Origin of the sequence: Clostridium coskatii (assembly GCF_001675205.1) — a bacterium.
Classification (GTDB): domain Bacteria; phylum Bacillota; class Clostridia; order Clostridiales; family Clostridiaceae; genus Clostridium_B; species Clostridium_B ljungdahlii.
The window spans coordinates 52581-72624 of record NZ_LROR01000067.1; the positions used below are offsets into that span (position 1 = coordinate 52581).

17 protein-coding genes are annotated in these 20044 nt (G+C 30.7%); 14 read left to right on the plus strand and 3 right to left on the minus strand.

The annotated features are described in order from the left end of the window. Positions 1-35 precede the first annotated feature (35 nt). The 3 genes from argS to CLCOS_RS16365 all read left to right on the plus strand — a co-directional run bounded on the left by argS (position 36) and on the right by CLCOS_RS16365 (position 3064). Positions 36-1730 carry an arginine--tRNA ligase gene (gene argS, locus CLCOS_RS16355; RefSeq protein WP_063599851.1) on the plus strand — a complete coding sequence of 565 codons (1695 nt, stop codon included), beginning with the start codon at positions 36-38 and terminating at the stop codon, positions 1728-1730. A gap of 71 nt (positions 1731-1801) precedes the next feature. Beyond that, positions 1802-2599 (plus strand): ribonuclease H-like domain-containing protein, encoded by a 798-nt coding sequence (locus tag CLCOS_RS16360; RefSeq protein WP_063599852.1) that lies wholly within the window; start codon positions 1802-1804, stop codon positions 2597-2599. Between the two features lie 87 nt (positions 2600-2686). Next, positions 2687-3064 carry a CBS domain-containing protein gene (locus CLCOS_RS16365; protein ID WP_063599853.1) on the plus strand — a complete coding sequence of 126 codons (378 nt, stop codon included), beginning with the start codon at positions 2687-2689 and terminating at the stop codon, positions 3062-3064. Between the two features lie 8 nt (positions 3065-3072). On the opposite strand, the gene CLCOS_RS21590 is transcribed toward CLCOS_RS16365, so the two are convergent. The 3 genes from CLCOS_RS21590 to CLCOS_RS16375 are packed head-to-tail and all read right to left on the minus strand — an operon-like array spanning position 3073 to position 5280. Beyond that, positions 3073-3234: a FeoB-associated Cys-rich membrane protein gene (locus CLCOS_RS21590; protein WP_082853463.1), complete on the minus strand. Its 162-nt coding sequence runs from the start codon at positions 3232-3234 to the stop codon at positions 3073-3075. A gap of 14 nt (positions 3235-3248) precedes the next feature. Continuing rightward, the gene (gene feoB, locus CLCOS_RS16370; RefSeq protein WP_063599854.1) at positions 3249-5015 is read right to left on the minus strand and encodes a ferrous iron transport protein B; all 1767 of its coding nucleotides are present in this window, start codon (positions 5013-5015) and stop codon (positions 3249-3251) included. A 37-nt stretch (positions 5016-5052) separates the two neighbouring features. Then, positions 5053-5280 (minus strand): FeoA family protein, encoded by a 228-nt coding sequence (locus CLCOS_RS16375; RefSeq protein WP_013238815.1) that lies wholly within the window; start codon positions 5278-5280, stop codon positions 5053-5055. 183 nt (positions 5281-5463) lie between these two features. Here CLCOS_RS16375 and CLCOS_RS16380 point away from each other — a divergent pair, with 183 nt between their 5' ends. From CLCOS_RS16380 to argC, 11 genes are all read left to right on the plus strand, one after another. After that, a complete protein-coding gene (locus tag CLCOS_RS16380) occupies positions 5464-6189 on the plus strand; it encodes an HAD-IB family hydrolase (RefSeq protein ID WP_063599855.1) in 726 nt (241 codons plus the stop codon). A gap of 74 nt (positions 6190-6263) precedes the next feature. Beyond that, the gene (locus tag CLCOS_RS16385) at positions 6264-6893 is read left to right on the plus strand and encodes a ribonuclease H-like domain-containing protein (RefSeq protein ID WP_029702392.1); all 630 of its coding nucleotides are present in this window, start codon (positions 6264-6266) and stop codon (positions 6891-6893) included. Between the two features lie 47 nt (positions 6894-6940). Continuing rightward, positions 6941-7639 carry a FadR/GntR family transcriptional regulator gene (locus CLCOS_RS16390; RefSeq protein ID WP_063599856.1) on the plus strand — a complete coding sequence of 233 codons (699 nt, stop codon included), beginning with the start codon at positions 6941-6943 and terminating at the stop codon, positions 7637-7639. A gap of 294 nt (positions 7640-7933) precedes the next feature. Then, a complete protein-coding gene (locus CLCOS_RS16395) occupies positions 7934-9460 on the plus strand; it encodes an L-lactate permease (RefSeq protein WP_063599857.1) in 1527 nt (508 codons plus the stop codon). Positions 9461-9489: 29 nt separating this feature from the next. Beyond that, the gene (gene larA, locus CLCOS_RS16400) at positions 9490-10764 is read left to right on the plus strand and encodes a nickel-dependent lactate racemase (protein ID WP_063599858.1); all 1275 of its coding nucleotides are present in this window, start codon (positions 9490-9492) and stop codon (positions 10762-10764) included. Between the two features lie 37 nt (positions 10765-10801). Next, complete coding sequence (locus CLCOS_RS16405; RefSeq protein ID WP_063599859.1) at positions 10802-11590, plus strand: electron transfer flavoprotein subunit beta/FixA family protein; 789 nt, start codon at positions 10802-10804, stop codon at positions 11588-11590. 148 nt (positions 11591-11738) lie between these two features. Then, positions 11739-12947, plus strand: coding sequence for an electron transfer flavoprotein subunit alpha/FixB family protein (locus tag CLCOS_RS16410; RefSeq protein ID WP_063599860.1), 1209 nt, complete (start codon positions 11739-11741; stop codon positions 12945-12947). A 27-nt stretch (positions 12948-12974) separates the two neighbouring features. Next, positions 12975-14387, plus strand: a complete 1413-nt coding sequence (locus CLCOS_RS16415) for an FAD-binding oxidoreductase (RefSeq protein ID WP_063599861.1) — start codon at positions 12975-12977, stop codon at positions 14385-14387. Positions 14388-14623: 236 nt separating this feature from the next. After that, positions 14624-15178 carry a hemerythrin domain-containing protein gene (locus tag CLCOS_RS16420; protein ID WP_063599862.1) on the plus strand — a complete coding sequence of 185 codons (555 nt, stop codon included), beginning with the start codon at positions 14624-14626 and terminating at the stop codon, positions 15176-15178. 270 nt (positions 15179-15448) lie between these two features. Continuing rightward, positions 15449-18691: a DEAD/DEAH box helicase gene (locus tag CLCOS_RS16425; protein WP_063599863.1), complete on the plus strand. Its 3243-nt coding sequence runs from the start codon at positions 15449-15451 to the stop codon at positions 18689-18691. A 245-nt stretch (positions 18692-18936) separates the two neighbouring features. Next, on the plus strand, positions 18937-19971 hold the full coding sequence (gene argC / locus CLCOS_RS16430) for an N-acetyl-gamma-glutamyl-phosphate reductase (protein ID WP_063599864.1): 1035 nt from the start codon (positions 18937-18939) through the stop codon (positions 19969-19971). Positions 19972-20044 lie beyond the last annotated feature (73 nt).

Consider the following 20044-nt stretch of genomic DNA (forward strand, 5'->3'; position numbering starts at 1 on the left):
TGTTAAATAAACATAAATTTATTTAACATAAAATTATGGACTATAAAGAAATAATAGCAGAAAGAATTAAAGAAAATGTAGATTTAGAATTGGATTTTATAAAAGGTTTGATAGAGATACCTCCAAAGCCTGAGATGGGAGATTATGCATTTCCATGTTTTCAATTGGCAAAGACGTTAAGAAAAGCTCCAAATATGATTGCAGAAGAATTAAAAAGTAAATTAGACAAAGAATATTTTGAAAAAGTTGAAAATCTAGGACCTTATTTAAACTTTTTTGTAGATAAAGCAGCTTTTACAAAAGATACCTTAGAGAAGGTATTAAAAGAAGGAGAGAATTACGGGAAGTCTGAGTTAGGTAAGGGGAAAAATGTAGTTGTAGAGTTTTCGTCACCTAACATTGCAAAGCCATTTCATGTAGGACACCTTTTTAGTACATCTGTTGGAAATGCGTTGTATAAAATAATAAGTTCTCAAGGATATAACTGTACCAGAATAAATCATTTGGGGGATTGGGGAACTCAATTTGGAAAGCTCATATCTGCTTATAAAAGATGGTGTGATGAAGATTCCCTACATAAAGATCCAATAAAAGAGCTTTTAAGAATATATGTTAAATTTCATGAGGAAGCTGAAAAAGATCCTTCACTCGATGAAGAAGGTAGAATGTATTTTAAAAAATTAGAAGATGGATGCGAGGAAGAAGTTGCTCTCTGGAAAAAATTTAAAGATTTAAGCCTTAGAGAATTTAAAAAGATATACGACCTTTTAAATGTGGATTTTGATTCTTATGCAGGAGAGAGTTTTTATTCAGATAAAATGGATGCTGTAGTAGATGAAATAGACAAGACAGGTATTTTAGTTGATAGTAATGGAGCAAAAGTTGTAATGCTTGATGATTATAATTTACCTCCTTGCATTGTAAAAAAATCGGATGGAGCTACTATATATGCAACTCGTGATTTGACTGCAGCTATATATAGAAAGAAAACCTATGACTTTGATAAATGTATATATGTAGTGGGACTTGATCAGTCACTTTATTTTAGACAGATATTTGCAACTCTTAAATTAATGGGAAAAGATTGGGTTGATTCATGTGTACATGTAGGTTTTGGTCTTGTAAGATTTGCAGATAAAAAACTTTCTACAAGAAAGGGAGACGTAATATTCTTAGAGGATTTGTTGAACAGAGCTATAGAGAGAACCCTTGAAATAATAAATGAAAAAAATCCTGAGCTTGAAAATAAAGAAGAAGTTGCAAAGAAGATAGGTGTAGGAGCTGTTGTATTCACTTATTTAAAAAACAACAGAGAAAGAGATATAGTATTTGACTGGAATGAAATGCTAAGCTTTGAGGGAGAAACTGGTCCTTATGTACAATATAGCTATGCTAGAGGAAAGAGTATATTGAGGAAAGCTCCTGCCGATATAAGTGAAAATGTAGATTACAGCAAATTAAGTAGTAAAGAAGAATTTGAACTTGTGAAAATACTTCATGGTTTTAATAAGGCGGTATTAAGTGCTATAAATAAATTGGAACCATTTATAGTAACTAGATATGTAATAGATGCAGCTAAAGCCTTTAATAAGTTTTACAATGCACACAGCATTATAAATGCTGAAGATGAAGATGTGAAGGCAGCTAGGATTCAGCTTGTAAAGGCTTCCTGTCAGGTAATAAAAAATGGATTGAATTTACTTGGAATAGATGTAGTAGAAAAGATGTAAAAATAGCATTTGTATTTTGAATCCAATTCTACAGCGGAATGGAGATGGAGAAGTTACTTAGTAACTAGGTTATGGAAATCAAAGAGTATAAACAGCGTATAAATATTTCACAAGATATATTTTTAAGTTGTAATATGAATGATGTAGCATATTTTGATATAGAGACAACAGGATTTGATAGGGAACATGACAACATAATACTTATATCTTTTGGGAGATTCTTAAGCAAGGATGACTTTGAAATGAAACAGTATTTTTCGGATGTTTTAGAAGACGAAAGAGAAGTTATATATAATTTTGGATTAGATGTAAAAAGATATAGCAGCTGGTGTTCCTATAATGGAATAGCATTTGATGAGCCTTTTATAAAGGAAAGGGCTCATCAAAACAACATGTGTTTTGAAACTCCTGAACATCACATAGATTTGTACAGGCTCATAAGACCTTACTATAAACAACTTGGAATGGAAAGATGTAACTTAAAAACTGTAGAAAAGCACCTGGGAATAGACCGAAAAGATAAAATAGATGGTGGAATTAGTGTAGATCTGTATAAAGAATTTCTAGAAAGTAAAAATGAAAATATAAAGAAAACTATAATGCTGCACAATTATGAAGATGTTTTAAATTTACCCCAAATACATGAATTTGCTTGCAAAATTAAAAATAATAATTTGCTTGTAAGGGAAGATTGTATTACAGAGAAACAGTTAAAATATTTAAAAATACTTTTGAAAAAGAATAATATACGACTAGATATTCAATTAGAAAAAGTATCTAAAAGAGCTGCTTCTCACGTCATAGACCATCTCCTAAAAGGTGAAAGTGATTGTGATGAATTAGTAAATATAATAAATAATAGTTACTAATACTTTTAATATAAAATTAAATTTTTAAAGTATTTGTACTTTATATCGAAAAAGAATTGTATAATTAAAATAGGGAGGGATAATGGTATGATAGGAGAGATAATGCATTCTGATATTGTAAAATTGAAGAGAGAAGATAGTCTCCATAAGGCTCTAGATGTAATGTATGACCATAATATAAATGGAGCACCCGTAGTTGATGAAAACGGTAAACTAACAGGTATGATAGTAAAAGCGGATATATATAGGTTCTTAATGGAAGAAGGACATTATGATACATGTCCTGTTGACTGGGTTATGGCAAAGGATGTAGTTACAGCTAAAAGTGATGAAGATATTTTAGATGTTGCAAAAAGGCTGAGGGAAAAGAACATAGTATCTATTCCTGTAATTGATGATGAAAATACGGTTAAGGGAATTATATCTATTGAAGATATAATGGATTATGTTATAAAAAAGTTCTGATATTTATATCAGAACTTTTTTATATTATTACAACCTTTTGTATGATAGGGACATTTTGAACCAGCACATGATCCACAATCACATTTACCTTTGGCTTTATTTTTAATATTTTTATAAAGTACATATAAAGCTGTTACTGCAATAATTGTTGTTACTATGATTTCTAACAATTAAAACGCCTCCATTATTTAAATATCAGTGAAGCTATATTAAATACAGTAAAAGAAGATATCCATGCTAGTAAAAGTTGGTATGTTACGGAAAATATCGCCATTTTGCTTCCATATTCTTTTTTCATGGTTGCTATTGCAGATATGCAAGGGGTATATAGCAATACAAAAACTAAGAATGCATAAGCGGAAATAGGGGAAAATTGACTTTGAAGAGAGGTGACTAAATTTCCACCATATACAATACTCATAGTACTTAATACAATTTCTTTTGCAGTGATACCTGTGATAAGTGATACTGAACTTTGCCAGGTGCCAAATCCCATTGGTGAAAATATAGGACTTATTAATTTACCGATAGAAGATAGAATACTTTTATCCATGGATACCATACCAGATAAATTGAAGTTAGACAAAAACCAGATTAAAACCGACATGGAAAATATTATGGTACCTGCTTTTTTTAAGAATCCCTTAGCTTTTTCCCAAGTGTGAAATAACAAACTTTTTAATTCAGGAATATTGTATTCAGGAAGTTCTATTATAAAAGGTTCTTCGTCTTTTTTAAATAAGGTATTTTTAAAAATGAGGCCAATTAAAAAGGCTATAAAGATTCCAAGAATGTACAAAGAAAATACTACAGTAGTTTTATTTTTAGTGAAAAAAGCTGATGCAAATAGTGCATATATAGGTAACCTAGCGTTACATGACATTAAAGGTATAAGTAATGCTGTTAATTTTCTATCTTTTTCACTTTCGAGTGTTCTAGAAGTCATAATTGCAGGCACGGAACAACCAAAACCTACTATAAGTGGTATAAAAGCTTTTCCAGACAATCCCATTTTTCTCATAAGTTTGTCCATTATAAAAGCCCCTCTTGCCATGTATCCACTGTCTTCCAGAAAAGATACTCCTAAAAATAAACAGAATATAACGGGGAAAAATACAACTACAGATCCTACACCAGATAGAATGCCATCTACTAAAAGAGAACTAAACCAGTTACTTGTTCCTACTAAGAGCATCTTTAAATCCGGTTTTAAGAAGCTTTCTAAAAAATTGTCAAAAATATCTGCAGTAGGTTGACCTACCCAGCTAAAAGTAAATTTGAAAATCAATATTAAGCATATTAAAAATATTGGATAAGCTAAAAATCTATTTAAAACTACCTTATCTATTTTTTCAGTAGTTGAAGTAATATTTTTTTTTGTTTCCTTAACACATTTGTTTAAAATATTATTTATATAGGAATAGGCTGCTTTTTCATTTTCAAAGATAAATTTGCTATTATCTGTTTCCTTTAAAAAGTTACCACTTTTAAGAATTTCAAGAAGGTTGTCTATACCTTTTCCTTTAGCTGCTACAATTGGAACCACTGTTACTCCTAGTTCTTTAGAAAGTGCTGAAAAATCTATTTTTAATCCTTTAGATTCTGCTGCATCCATCATATTCAAAACTAATATAATAGGTTTATTAAATTGTTTCAATTGAGTTGTAAGATATAGATTCCTATTTAGATTTGATGAATCTACAATATTTATTATTACGCTTGGATTTCCTGTAAGTAAAAATTCTTTGGATACTTTTTCTTCATTAGAATATGTATCCATGGCATATATTCCGGGCAAATCTACAATTTTTATAAAATTATCTACGTAACCTTCCTTTTTTTCAACGGTTACTCCAGCCCAGTTTCCAACATATTGATTTGAACCAGTTAGATGATTAAATAAAGAAGTTTTACCTACGTTTGGGTTGCCAAGTAAAGCTGCTACGATCATAATACTCCTCCCGTCTATAACTTCATTATTAATAATTTTATGCAGGGACATTTACTGATATATTTTGTGCATCTTTCTTACGTATAGCTAAATTGAAGCCCCTTAAGTTTATAACTATAGGATCCCCTAAAGGAGCACAATTTTTTAATAATACTTCAGTCCCTTCTATGCATCCAAGAGCAAGAAGTCTTTTAACTAATTTTTCATTACCACTTATACTTTTTATCATTCCAATTTCACCTAATTTTAAATCACAAATACTCATATAAAGCCACCTCCCAATTTGTTAAATATAATGAAAATCATTATCATTTCTAATATTATAATATCATATTAGAAATATACTGTCAACCGATTATTTTTTTCGAATATTGATATTATAAGTATGTATGTTAAAATAATAAGATATATTTATTTTTTAAAATAATAGTTAAGGAGAATAAGGAGTATGAGTATAGCAGCTTTTTTTGATATTGATGGTACTTTATATAGAGAGGGTCTTATAACAGAGGTATTTAAAAAATTGGTAAAATATGAAGTAATACCTGGAGAAAGATGGTATAAGGAAGTTAAACCAGAATATGAAAAGTGGGATAAAAGAGAAGGAAATTATGATAATTATCTTTTAAAGATTGCTGGTATATATATTGAAGCTATAAAAGGTCTTCACAGATCGCAAATAGAATTTATAGCCAAAAATGTAGTTTCACAAAAGGGCCATAGGGTGTATTCTTATACTAGGAATATGATAAAATGGCATAAGGAGCAGGGACACAAGGTTATAACTGTATCTGGAAGTCCAGTGGAGCTTGTAAGGGAAATGGCTGTTAGATATGGATTTGACGATTATGTAGGAGCTGTGTATATTATAGATAGTAGGGATATTTATACGGGAGAAGTTGTTCCTATGTGGGATAGTGCTAGCAAGAAAAAAGCCATAGAATTATTAGTTGAAAAATATGGTATAGATTTAGCAAAAAGTTATGCATATGGGGATACTTCAGGAGATTTTGCAATGCTCAATATGGTTGGAAATCCTGTCTGTGTAAATCCAACCCGGGAACTTTTGAAAAAAATAAAAGATAATAGTGTTTTAAGCGAAAAGGCAAAAGTAATAGTAGAAAGAAAAGATATGATATACAAACTAGAAACAAAGTGCATAAATGATATATAAATTGTTTATGTTTTTAAAATGAATTGGAGAAGAGTGATAAAGTGATAGAAAGACTTAATGATGTTGGTGTTGAAATGCCTATGACAGAAAGCTCACTAAAAGTAGAAAACAATAACTGTGTTTTTAAAGATTCTGTATTTTTTGATCTAGAACATTATATATATAAGAAACCAATATGTATAGGAGTATTTGGATGCTGCTTTTATGATTACAAAAATCAAATTCTAAAAGTAACTCAGTATATGATAGAAAACAGCAAAGATGTAAGAGATATACTTGATTTAGCAAGAAGTTACTTTGAAACTATGATTGAAATGGGAAAAAAATATATAGTGACTTTTTCGGGCAACAATGATTTTACAGTAATAAACTATCTTTTTGAGAAATATGGTATAGAATTTAATATAAAAGATTATTTTATAAGTATAGATTTGCAAAAAGAATATGAAAAAGAAATGCATAAATCCATAGGACTAAAAGCACTGGAAAAAGAATTTGGAATAAATAGGGAAAACGAAGTAATAAGTGGTTCAAATTTGGCTAAAACCTTTAGTAAAATAGCAAAAGATGATGAATATATAAAGAGAATGCCTGAAATGAAAAAACAAAAAATATTATTGTATAATGAGCAGGATGTGGTAAGCTTATTTGATATATATACAAAGTGGAATGATGTTTTTGTAGGCTCTGCTCAAAATATATAGAAGACTTATGCAAATATAAGATAAAATGAATTGAGGTGGCTCATTTGATGTTTACACCTATAAAGAGTACAAAGGTATATGAACATGTAATAGTGCAAATTGAAAATATGATTATGGATGGTACTTTAAAAAGGGGAGACAAACTTCCTTCTGAAAGAGAGTTAGTTGATAACTTTAAAGTTAGTAGGACTTCTATAAGGGAGGCTTTAAGGGCACTTCAAGTTATAGGACTCATAGACAGCAGGCAGGGAGAAGGAAATTTTATAAAGCAAAGCTTTGAGGATAGTTTGTTTGAACCATTGTCCATAATATTTATGCTCCAAGGTGGGAAACCTGAAGAAATAATGGAAGTTAGAAAGATTATAGAAGTGAAGACAGCAGCTATAGCTGCAGAAAAAATAAATGACGAGCAGCTAAGTAATCTGGAGAAATTAGCAAATGCTTTCAAGACCTCTAAAGATGAGAAAGATAATGTAGAACTTGATAAACAGTTTCACTATCAAATTGCCCAAGTTACTGAAAATTTTTTGATAAAAAATATTTTAAATTCAATGTCTTTTTTAATGGATTCCTTTTTAAAAGAAGCTAGAAGTAAGATATTGGTAGATAAAGGAAATCTATCAGTACTTGCAGCACAGCATATTAAAATATGTGAAGCTATTAAAAATCATGATGCTGCAATGGCTTCAGAAGAAATGAAAAAACATTTAGATTTTACAGATAAGTATATTAGAAATAATATGTAATGATCTGATGAATGTAAAAAAAGCCTTTTGCTTAAATAAAATAGTTAACTTATTAACGTTAATAAGTTAACGGCTAATACACTATAATATGAAAATTAGGGTACAGATAAAAATTTTTATCTGTACCCTAATTTTTATGAAAACGTTACGACTACAACATAATTTAATTAATTCAATTTATTATAAGTAATGTTAACAATATAACAATTGTAGAAAAATTGAAATGATTATGCTAATATAATGTCAAAAGTGGTATTACCATAATACCAATAAGGTTTTTCAAGGGGGATTAAAATGAACAATTATTTACTTTTTCTTATTGCACTCATACCAATTGTTTGGCTAATGGTATCGCTTGGGGCTCTAAAAATACCGGGACAAAAGACATGCCCTTTCACATTAGTTGTTACTATGATTTTAGCTATAATTGTATGGAAAATGCCAATTTTTAATGCTATTACAGCGGCACTTGAAGGTATAGCTCTTGCAATATGGCCTATTATGATTGTCATTATAGCTGCTGTTTTCACCTATAATATTACAGTTTACACTAAAAGCATGGATGTAATAAAAAAGATGATGACAGGTATTACTACAGATAAAAGAATATTAGTTCTTATATTGGCCTGGGCCTTTGGAGGATTTATGGAGGCCATAGCAGGGTTTGGAACTGCAGTTGCTATACCTGCAAGTATACTGGCAGGACTTGGATTTGATCCTGTATTTGCAGCTATAATATGTCTTATTGCAAATACAACACCTACTGCCTTTGGAGCAATAGGAATCCCTGTAACAACTCTTGCAAAGGTTGCAAATATTAATGTAACTCAGCTAAGTTATGCAGTAGGACTACAGCTTGTAATTTTAATTGTGGTTGTTCCAGTTGTGCTAGTAATGCTTACAGGAAAAAGTGTGAGAGCCATAAAGGGATTTTGGGGAATTTCCCTTGCATCAGGAATTTCTTTCGCAGTTCCGCAGCTTCTAGCTGCAAAATATCTTGGAGCTGAGCTTCCAGCTATACTTGGATCTGTTTGTTGTATGATAGTTACAATTGCTGTAGCTAAAATATTTTATAAAGATACTGCTGATAAGCAAGCAGAAAAGGTTTCCACAAAAGAAGGAGTACTTGCATGGATGCCTTTTATACTGGTATTTCTATTTGTAATATTGAGCAGTGCACTGTTCCCACCAATAAATAGGGCGTTGTCTTCTGTAAAAACTTCAGTACTCATTTATTCGGGAAAAGGAGGATCACCTTATATATTTAACTGGCTGTCAAATCCAGGAACCTTAATTATAATAGCTACATTTATCGGTGGACTTATCCAGGGTGCTAAAATTACAGAAATAGTTGGAGTTCTGGGAAGTACCTTTAAACAGATGTACAAGTCAGCTATTACTATAATTGCCATAGTAGCTCTTGCAAAAATAATGGGCTACAGCGGGATGATAAAGTCTATATCGGTTGTTTTAGTAGCTGCAACTGGGAGATTTTATCCACTTATTGCTCCTATAATTGGTGCGCTTGGAACTTTTGTAACTGGAAGTGATACTTCAGCTAATGTACTCTTTGGAGGACTTCAGGTTGAAGTTGCTAAATCACTTGGATTAAATCCATACTGGCTTGCAGCAGCTAATACTGGTGGAGCAACAGCAGGAAAGATGATTTCACCTCAAAGTATAGCAGTTGCAACAGCGGCTACTGGACTTGTAGGGCAAGAAGGAAAGATACTAAATTCAACCTTAAAGTTTTGCATAGTTTATGTAATTGTTTTAGGAATTATTGCTTACTTTGCAGGACCTATATTTGGATTTAATTAGATCAATACTTACGAAAGGAGAATTTGATTATGGCTGAAGTATGTTTACCTTATAGTAAAAAGACAATTGAAATTCAAATTGATGATAAAAATTTAGTTGGAGTTTTAAGGTCAAGGGCAGAAGATTACAAACCTCAATTTGGGGAAGCTGAAATAGTTGAAAGGGCACTTGATAATCCAATTGCTTCATCTAAATTAGAGGATTTAGTAAAGGGTAAAAAGGATATGGTTATAATAACGAGTGACCATACAAGACCTGTACCAAGTAAAATAATAACACCAATACTTTTAAAAAGAATAAGAAAGGTAAATCCAGATATTGATATAAAAATTTTAATAGCAACAGGATTTCACAGGGCTACTACTAAAGAAGAACTTATAGCTAAATTTGGAAAAGATATAGTTGAAAATGAAAATATAATAATACATGATTCTAGAGACGAAGAGAGCCTTGTTAAAATTGGAACACTTCCTTCTGGTGGAGATCTCATAATAAACAAAATTGCTGCTGAAACTGAACTTTTAATGGCAGAAGGTTTTATAGAATCTCACTTCTTTGCAGGATTTTCAGGAGGAAGGAAGAGTATTTTACCTGGAATAGCTTCTGCAAAGACCATAATGGCAAACCATTGTTCTGAATTCATAGCAAGCCCTTATGCAAGGACAGGTAAGCTTAACAATAATCCTATACACAGGGACATGTTATATGCTGCAAAAAAAGCAAAGCTTGCATTTATAGTAAATGTAGTTATAGATGAAGATAAGAAGATAATAAATGCTTTTGCAGGAGACAGTAGGATTGCCCATGAAGAGGGATGTAAATTTGTGGAGGATTTATCTAAAGTAGATAAGGTTCAGGCTGATATTGCCATTTCGACAAATGGAGGATATCCACTGGATCAAAATATATATCAGTCAGTTAAAGGTATGACTGCAGCTGAAGCTACTTGCAGAGAAGGCGGTGTAATAATAATGGTAGCTGCCTGTGATGATGGCCATGGCGGTGAAGGATTCTATAATAATTTGGCAAATGCAAATTCTCCAAAGGAGTTTTTAGAGAAAGTTTCTAAAGTGCCTAGAGGAGAAACAATACCAGATCAGTGGGAATCTCAAATACTTGCTAGAATACTAAGTACACATACTGTAATAATGGTAACAGATATGTGTGATCCTGAGATTATAAAAAATATTCATATGCAGCATGCTTCAACTATTTCTGAAGCTTTAACTAGAGCATATGGCATTATGGGAAAAGATGCTAAGGTAGCAGTTATTCCTGATGGAGTTTCAGTTATCGTAAGTTAATTTATAAATTCATATAAAAATTTTGGAGGTAACTTAAATGGATATATTAGTATGTATAAAACAGGTACCAGGAACTTCTAAAGTTGAAGTTGATCCTGTAACTGGTGTTTTAAAAAGAGAAGGAATAGATTCCAAAATGAATCCTTATGATCTGTATGCACTTGAAACTGCACTTAGGATCAAAGAAGAAAAAGGAGGAACAGTAAAAGTTATAAGTATGGGACCTCCCCAAGCTGCTGAAGTTATAAAAGAAGCTTATATGATGGGTGCAGATGAAGGTGTGCTTCTTTCAGATAGAAAATTTGCAGGAGCGGATGTACTTGCAACATCCTATACTATTGCTCAAGGAATAAAGAAAATGGGACATATAGATTTAATATTGTGTGGAAAGCAGACTACAGATGGAGATACTGCACAAGTTGGGCCTGAAATGGCTGAATACTTGCAAATACCACATATAGCTAATGCACTTAGTATAGAAAAGGTTGAAGAAAAATCCATGGTAGTGAAAATGGATATGCCAAATACAGTTGAAGTAGCTGAAATAAAATATCCTTGTCTTTTAACAGTAGAAAAAGATATATTTCAGCCTAGACTTCCATCTTATAAAAAGAAACTTGAAACCAAAGATAGAGAAGTAAAAGTATTTGGGTACAAGGATTTTGAAGATAAGGATGAAAATAAATATGGATTAAATGGATCTGCAACCCAGGTAGAAAGAATATTCCCACCAGAAGTGAATAATGATAAAGAAATGTGGAAGGGAAATGGAATTGAACTTGCAGATAGACTTTCAAAAAAGCTTAAAGAACTTAAATTTATCTGATGGCTACCTACTGTAACACTCCCACTTTTATCAAAGAGGGAGCTAACAGTATCTACGCCCCTAGATAATTCAGCTAAACTTAGTGGGAGAAACAAGCTCCCACTAAGTAAGATTCATTGATAGATTAAAGTTTCAAGGAGGAATTGATATGGGTAAATTAGTAATAAATGAAAATAAACTTACTCCTTCAATTATAGAAGAATTGATTGGAATATGTCCATTTGGAGCAATGGAAAATAAAGATGGAAAATTAGAAATAAGTGCTGCTTGTAAAATGTGCAAGATGTGTGTGAAAAAAGGACCTTGTGGGGTAGTTGAATTTATAGAAGATGAAATTAAGCAAATAGATAAAAGTTTGTGGAAGGGAATAGCTGTATATGTAGACCATGTAGAAGGAAATATACATCCTGTAACCTATGAACTTATTGGAAAAGCAAGAGAACTTGCGGCTAAAATAAAACATCCTGTTTATGCAGTTTTTGTTGGATGCAATATAAAAGACAAAGCGGAAGAATTGCTGCATTATGGTGTAGATGAAGTATTTGTATATGATTATAATGAGCTTAAAGATTTTAGAATAGAGCCTTATACTGCAGCTCTTGAAGATTTTATAAACAAAGTAAAACCTTCGACATTTTTAGTTGGTGCAACTACAGTTGGAAGGTCACTGGCACCTAGAATAGCAGCTAGATTTAGGACTGGGCTTACAGCTGACTGTACTGTACTTGACATGAAGGAAAATACAGATCTTGTCCAAATAAGACCTGCATTTGGAGGAAATATAATGGCTCAAATATTGAATCCAAATAACAGACCACAACTTGCCACTGTTAGATACAAGGTTATGAATGCACCTGATAGATCAGAAAAAATATCAGGTAAAATAACTGTAGAATCTATGGATAAAAATAAGCTTAAATCAGATATAGAAGTATTAAAAATAATCAAGAAGAAAATTGAAGAGGAAATATCTGAAGCTGATGTAATAGTTGCAGCAGGAAGAGGAGTTAAATCCGAGAAGGATATGGAACTTATAAAAAAACTTGCTAATTTAGTTGGAGGACAAGTTGCTTGCACAAGACCTCTTATAGAAGCAGGATGGTTAGATGCAAAGAGACAGATTGGTCTTAGTGGAAGAACAGTTAAACCAAAACTTATAATAACTTGTGGTATATCTGGTGCTATACAGTTTGTAGCAGGAATGAACAATTCAGATTTGATTGTTGCAATAAACAAAGATCCAAAAGCTCCTATATTTAATGTAGCAAACATAGGCATTGTAGGAGATATATATGAAATTATACCTAAACTTATAGAAAATATAAAGTCTGGTAAAAATTTGTGTGAAGCAATTTAAGGCATATTTTAGTTTGGAGGAAATGATATGGAAAAATGTATTGAAAAGTATAAAAAATTGGACAATACTGATGTAGATTTTTTAATAGATTTACTTGGAAAAGATAGAGTTTTTGTGGGAGAAGATATAAACGCAGATTACAGCCATGATGAATTAGGAGGTGTAAGTAAATATCCTGATGCAATGGTAGAAGTATTGAGTGCACAAGAAGTATCAAAGATAATGACCTATGCATATAAAAACAACATTCCAGTAGTGGCAAGGGGGTCAGGCACCGGTCTTGTTGGTTCATCTGTTCCAATAGAAGGTGGAATAATGATAAATTTAACAAAGATGAACAATATACTTGAATTGGATGAAGATAATCTTACATTGACACTAGAACCTGGAGTACTTCTAATGGATATAGGCAAATTTGTAGAAAGCCATGATTTATTTTACCCACCAGATCCTGGTGAAAAATCTGCAACAATCGGTGGAAATGTAAGTACTAATGCAGGAGGAATGAGAGCTGTTAAGTATGGAGTTACAAGGGATTATGTAAGAGGACTTGAAGTAGTTCTTCCTAATGGTAAAATATTAGAGTTTGGTGGGAAAATTGTAAAAAATAGCTCCGGTTATAGCATAAAGGATTTGATATGCGGTTCAGAAGGTACTCTTGGAATAATTACAAAGATAATACTAAAACTAGTGCCACTTCCTAAAAAATCAATAAGCCTTCTTATACCATTCCCTGACTTAAATAGGGCTATAAGCACGGTACCTAAAATAATAAAGTCAAAAGCTGTACCTACTGCTATAGAATTTATGCAAAGAGAAGTAATACTTGCAGCAGAAGAATTTTTAGGCAAGAAATTCCCGGATAACTCTTCGGATGCCTATTTACTCCTTACATTTGATGGAAATAGCAGAGAGCAAATAGAAGGAGATTATGAAAAGGTAGCAGATATATGCTTAAAAGAAGGTGCGCTGGACGTATATATTACAGATACTGATGAAAGAAAGGAATCCGTTTGGTCTGCAAGAGGTGCTTTCCTTGAAGCTGTTAAGGCGACTACTACGGAGATGGATGAATGTGACGTTGTAGTACCTAGAAATAGAGTAGCGGAATTTGTTAAGTATACAAATGACGTTCAAGACAAATTTAATATTAGAATAAGAAGTTTTGGACACGCAGGTGATGGGAATTTACACGTTTATATTTTAAAAGATGACTTGTCAGAGGATGAGTGGCAAAAAAGATTAAGCGGTGTATTTGACTGCCTGTACAAAAAATCTGAAGAACTGGAAGGTGCAGTTTCAGGAGAACATGGAATAGGATATGCTAAAAAGAAATATATAAAAAGACAATATGGAGAAGATTATATTGAACTTATGAGAAATATAAAACTTGCATTTGATCCTAAAAATATACTAAATCCAGATAAAGTATGTGAATAGTTAGAGGGAATCTCTAAAGAGAATTTGACATATGCAGTGGGATATATGCTGCCAATTTTAACACCGTTAAAACTTATGAAAAAGTTTTTTAAATGTGTTTTCAATTTTGGCAGTATATTTTTGTATAAGTTTAAATTGCATTTCTTACACCTTTTTTGTTTTTATATCTAAGGATACTTAATATAAAAAAGGCTAATCCTATAATAGTATAAGTATAACAAGAAAGGTATGAGTTTATGGATGGAATTGATTTAATGATTGAGGAACATAAAAACATAAAAAGGATGTTAGTTGTTATTAGAAAAGCATGTTTAGGTATTATGAATGGAAAAGGAATTGATTACGGAGATTTTGAAAAGATAATTGACTTTGTAAGAAATTATGCAGATAAAAATCATCATGAGAAGGAAGAAAAAATCTTATTTAATAGAATGATAGATGAGATTGGAGGAGCAGCAGAGAAATTAGTTAAGTTTGGAATGCTTGTTGAACATGACTTTGGAAGACTATATATTAAGGAGCTTGAGGAAGGAATTGCTAGGGTTAAGGCCGGTGACAATGAGGCCAAACTTGATGTGATTGCTAATGCTATATCTTATACACATTTATTGAATAGGCATATAGATAGGGAAGACAATGTTGTTTATTCTTTTGCCAAGAGAGAACTTTGTGAAGAAACATTAAATAAAGTCAATATAGAATGCGATAAATTCGAAGAAAAAATGTATAGAGATGATGTTCAGACTAAGTATATTCAGATATTAGAATTGCTTGAACAAAAGTACAAATAAGATTTAATTACTTATAAAAATTAACTGTAGTTTTATTAACCATGTCTAAAAAGGCAAGAAAATGGTCATTTAGGAGTTTTATGTTGAAGTATATAATACATCTCGCCTTTGTTTACGATGCTGAGAAAAGTCTGTCATAAGAATTAAAATATGTATGAAAGAGTATGCTAAAATTGCCTAATTAGCATGCTTTTTTTTACTTTCAATCAGTCATAGCTTATTTATGATATAATAAAAGGATTGAAAAATTTAAATTTATAGGGAGAAGTTATGTTAACTGAAGATGCACTGTTACAAATATTTAATGAACAAACTACAGGTGAAAATTATTTAAAAGGCCACAGAGTTCTAGACAATGATCTAGTGTCCTCCATAGATATAATAGATGAAGACAAATTAATTTGTATAGAAGGAAATGTGATTTCAGAAAATCTTTTTAACGAATACAATACTAAGATTGAAATGGATACGGATAACAAAAGCATTTTTTCTACATATTGCAGTTGCCAGGATTATGAAAAAAATGAATTTAAAAAAACAAACTACTGCTGTAAACATCTCACAGCTACTTTTTATAAGGCTCTAGGGGATTTAGTTCAGCATGAAACTTTAAAAGATGATGATATAAATAGTATATTTAAAAATAAAAGTAATGTTTTATCCTTACTTTTAGGAGATGAAAAAGATAAGGAAGAATTAAAAATAGAGGTTTATATAAATAAAAACCAATGGAATGGTAATATAACAGCTGAATTTAAAATAGGAGTGAAGTCCACAAGTTCAAGTAACCTCTATGTTTTAAAGGATATAAATCATTTTTTTACATGTTATTATAATAATGTTCCTATAAAATATAGTAAAAATTTTACTTTCGATATAAAAAAGCAAAAGTTATCAACTAAGGATAAGAGACTCATTTCCTTTATAGAAACTTTGAAGGAAATGGAAAAAGATTATAAATATTTTCGTAAAAAAGGTGAGGAATGTGTAAGTGGAAAGTACATTATCATTCCTAAGTATTTAGTTAGAGAATTTTTTGAAGTTATAAAAAAACATAGAATATATCTAAATGAAGGATTTTTTTCTAGACCTATAGAAACAGAAATCCTATTTGAAAATCCAGCTGTGGAGTTTGACTTGAAAACTATAAAAGACAATTATGTTCTAAAATCTTTATCGGGTATGCCAGAGTCCCTTAGTTCTAAAAATGATGTCTTCTTATATGGTTCTACTATATATCTGCCAGATTATGAATTCTGCTATAAAATAAGTCCTTATTTGAAGGTATTTAACGAAGCTAGAGTAGTAACTATAGATAAAGCTCAGGAAGATACTGTATTAAAAAAGCTCATTCCCAATCTTAATTTTTTATCAGATAGAGTTACTTTGTCAAAGACTATAAGAAATAAGGTAGTAATTGATAAGTGTAAGTTTAACTTTTATTTTAACAAGGAAAGTAAGGATATCACACTTGTTTTAAAAGTTAAATATGAACAATTTGAATTTAATATTTTTGAAGATTGTGATGAAAAGATTATATATAGGGAATCTAAAAGGGAATCTCAAGTTATTGGAATTCTCACGTCACTAGGATTTGAAGAGGTAAATGGAAAGTTTTACTTTCTTATGGGGGATGATTATATTTTCAATTTCTTTAAAAATGAAGTATTTAAACTTCAAGAAATAGGAGAAGTTTACTATTCAGAAAATTTTAAAGGCATAAAATCCATAGGTAGTAAAGGCATAAATGGAGATATCAAAACAGGTAAATATAATTATTTTGAAATGGGTTTTAAAATAGGGGATATAGATCCAAGGGAAACTACAGGTATATTAAAAGCCTTTAGAGATAACTTGAAATATTACAAGCTGAAAAGCGGAGAATATCTTGACCTTGAAGAATTAGAACTCAAAAAGTTTTTAAAACTTTTAGATGCAGTTTCCTATAATAATATAGAGGATAATAATATAATGATAGATACGAATAAAGCTATCTTCATTGATGGATATTTGGAAGATAACAATATTACATATATAAAGGGAAAAAAAGAGCTAAATAGAATAAGAAATAAATTTAAAAATGTAGACAAATTGGAATTTGAAGTTCCAAAAGAATTAAATGCTTCCTTGAGGGAATATCAAAAAGTAGGGTATAAGTGGTTAAAAAATTTAGATTACTTTGGATTTGGTGGAATTCTAGGAGATGAAATGGGACTTGGAAAAACACTGCAAACTATTACTTTTATACTTTCCACCCAAGGAAGCAAATCTTTAATTATAGTTCCCACATCCTTGGTTTACAATTGGATAGATGAATTTGAAAAGTTTGCGCCTACTTTAAAGGTATTACCTGTTGTGGGGACAAAAGAAGAAAGAGAAACAGATGCTTTTCATATGGAAAACTACGATGTTATTATAACTACATATAACCTTTTAAAAAGGGATTTGAAAATGTACTCTGAAAGAGAATTTGATTACTGTATATTAGATGAAGCACAATATATAAAAAATCCAAATGCTCAAAATACAAAGGCAGCAAAACAAATAAAAGCAAAGACACGGTTTGCTTTATCTGGAACCCCTATGGAAAACTCTCTTATGGAACTTTGGTCTATATTTGATTTTATAATGCCAGGTTATCTATATGATAAAAATAGATTTAGCGTAAGATACTATAAAAAGCTTAAAGAAAGTCCTGAGGTAATTGAAGAGTTAAATAGACTAATAGCTCCTTTTATACTTAGACGTAAGAAAAAGGATGTTATAGTGGAATTACCTGATAAAATAGAAAAGACACTTATGGTTACTTTAGATGATAAGCAGAAAAAGGTTTATAAAACTTACGCAGATCATGCAGTTGACCTCATTGAAAAAAAAGTAAAAGAAGATGAATTTAAGAATAGTAAAATAGAGATACTTTCTTATATAACGAAACTTAGGCAATTATGTTTAGATCCTAGTATATTAATAAATAATTACAGCGGCGGCAATGGAAAAATGGATGCGCTAGTAGAACTTCTTCATAAAAGCATAGCACAAGGACATAGAATACTTGTTTTTTCTCAATTTACATCTGTGCTTAAAAATATAGGGGAAAAAATTTCTGGAGAGAAAATCCCATTTAGTTATTTAGACGGTACTATAAAATTAGAAGAAAGAATAAACATAGTAAAAAAATTTAACAAAGGTAAAAATTCAGTGTTTTTAATAAGCTTAAAAGCTGGAGGAACAGGATTAAATTTAACTTCAGCAGATGTGGTAATTCATTTTGATCCCTGGTGGAATACAGCGGTAGAAGAACAGGCTGCAGACAGGACTCATAGAATAGGGCAAAAAAATGTAGTGGAAGTTATAAAAATTATAGCTAAAGGTACAATTGAAGAGAAGATAGTACTTCTTCAAAATGAGAAGAAAAAGCTTATAGAAAAATTAATGGAAAATAAATTGGTGTCAGGTGAAAATTTAAAGAGTTTTACTGAAGAGGATATACTTGGATTATTTCAAAATAGATAAACAGAGTTCTTGGCATCAGATAAATTTTTGCATAGTAATCTTAAAAATTGCATATTTATAATTAAATTAAATTTGAAATAAAGTGCTTTACACATTGACAGTGTTTAGTTTACATGAAGTTAACTAAAAAAAATATATTTATTTTTATAAAAAATATTGCATATTTATTTATAAAGTCATATAATAACTACATATTTATAAAGTTTTATTACTTTTCATATGGAATTAGAAGGGGGCAAATTATATTGGTACAAGTAGGAATTATTGGAGGAACTGGCTATGTAGGTGCAGAGCTATTAAGACTTTTATCAAATCATAATAAAGTGAAAATATCAGCTGTATCTTCTACCAGTTATAGTGGAAAAACTATTTCTAGTATATATCCAAATTTTTATGGAATAAATGAAATTGTATATGAAAATGAAGATGAAGTTATAGAAAAAAGTGACCTTATTTTTTTAGGCCTTCCAAGTGGATTAAGTGAAAGCATTGTGGAAAAGGCAGTGAAAAAAAATAAAATATGTATAGATATGGGAGCGGATTTTAGATTTAAAAGTGAAACTGCATATAAAAAATGGTATAAAAAAGATTTTGAAATAATGGATTTACACAAGAAGTCCGTATATGGGCTTCCTGAGTTAAATAGAAAATATATAAAAGAAGCAAAAATTATAGGTAACCCAGGGTGCTATGCTACATCTGTTGAACTTGCTCTCCTTCCACTTATTTCAGGTGGCTTTATAGAGGAAAAAGGAATAATTGCAGATTGTAAATCAGGGGTAACAGGTTCAGGAAGATCATTAAAGGAAGGAAGCCATTTTGTAAATTGCAATGAAAGTTTTAGTGCTTATAAAGTAGCAAATCACAGGCATACTCCTGAAATAGAAGAAAATTTAAGCAGCGTATCAAAAAAAGATGTTAAATTAACTTTTATTCCTCATTTAATTCCTATAAATAGGGGAATATTATCTACAGTATATACAACTCCTAAGGATAAAATAGATATGGAAAAATTACATGAAGATTATTGTAAATTTTATAAGGCAGAGCCTTTTGTAAAAGTACTTCCACTAGGAGAAGTAGCAAAAATAAATAATGTTAGACTTTCAAATTATTGTCACATTTCTCTTCACTATGATGAAGAAAACAATAAACTTGTAATAATATCATGTTTGGACAATATGGTAAAGGGTTCTGCAGGTCAAGGAATTCAAAATATGAATATTGTACTGGGGTTTGATGAAAAGGAAGGACTTAATGCTGTTCCAGCTATTTTTTAATCAAAGGCACATTTAAAAAATAACTAGCCACAATGCTAGCCTATTTTGAATCTTTGAATTGTTATTTTCTTTT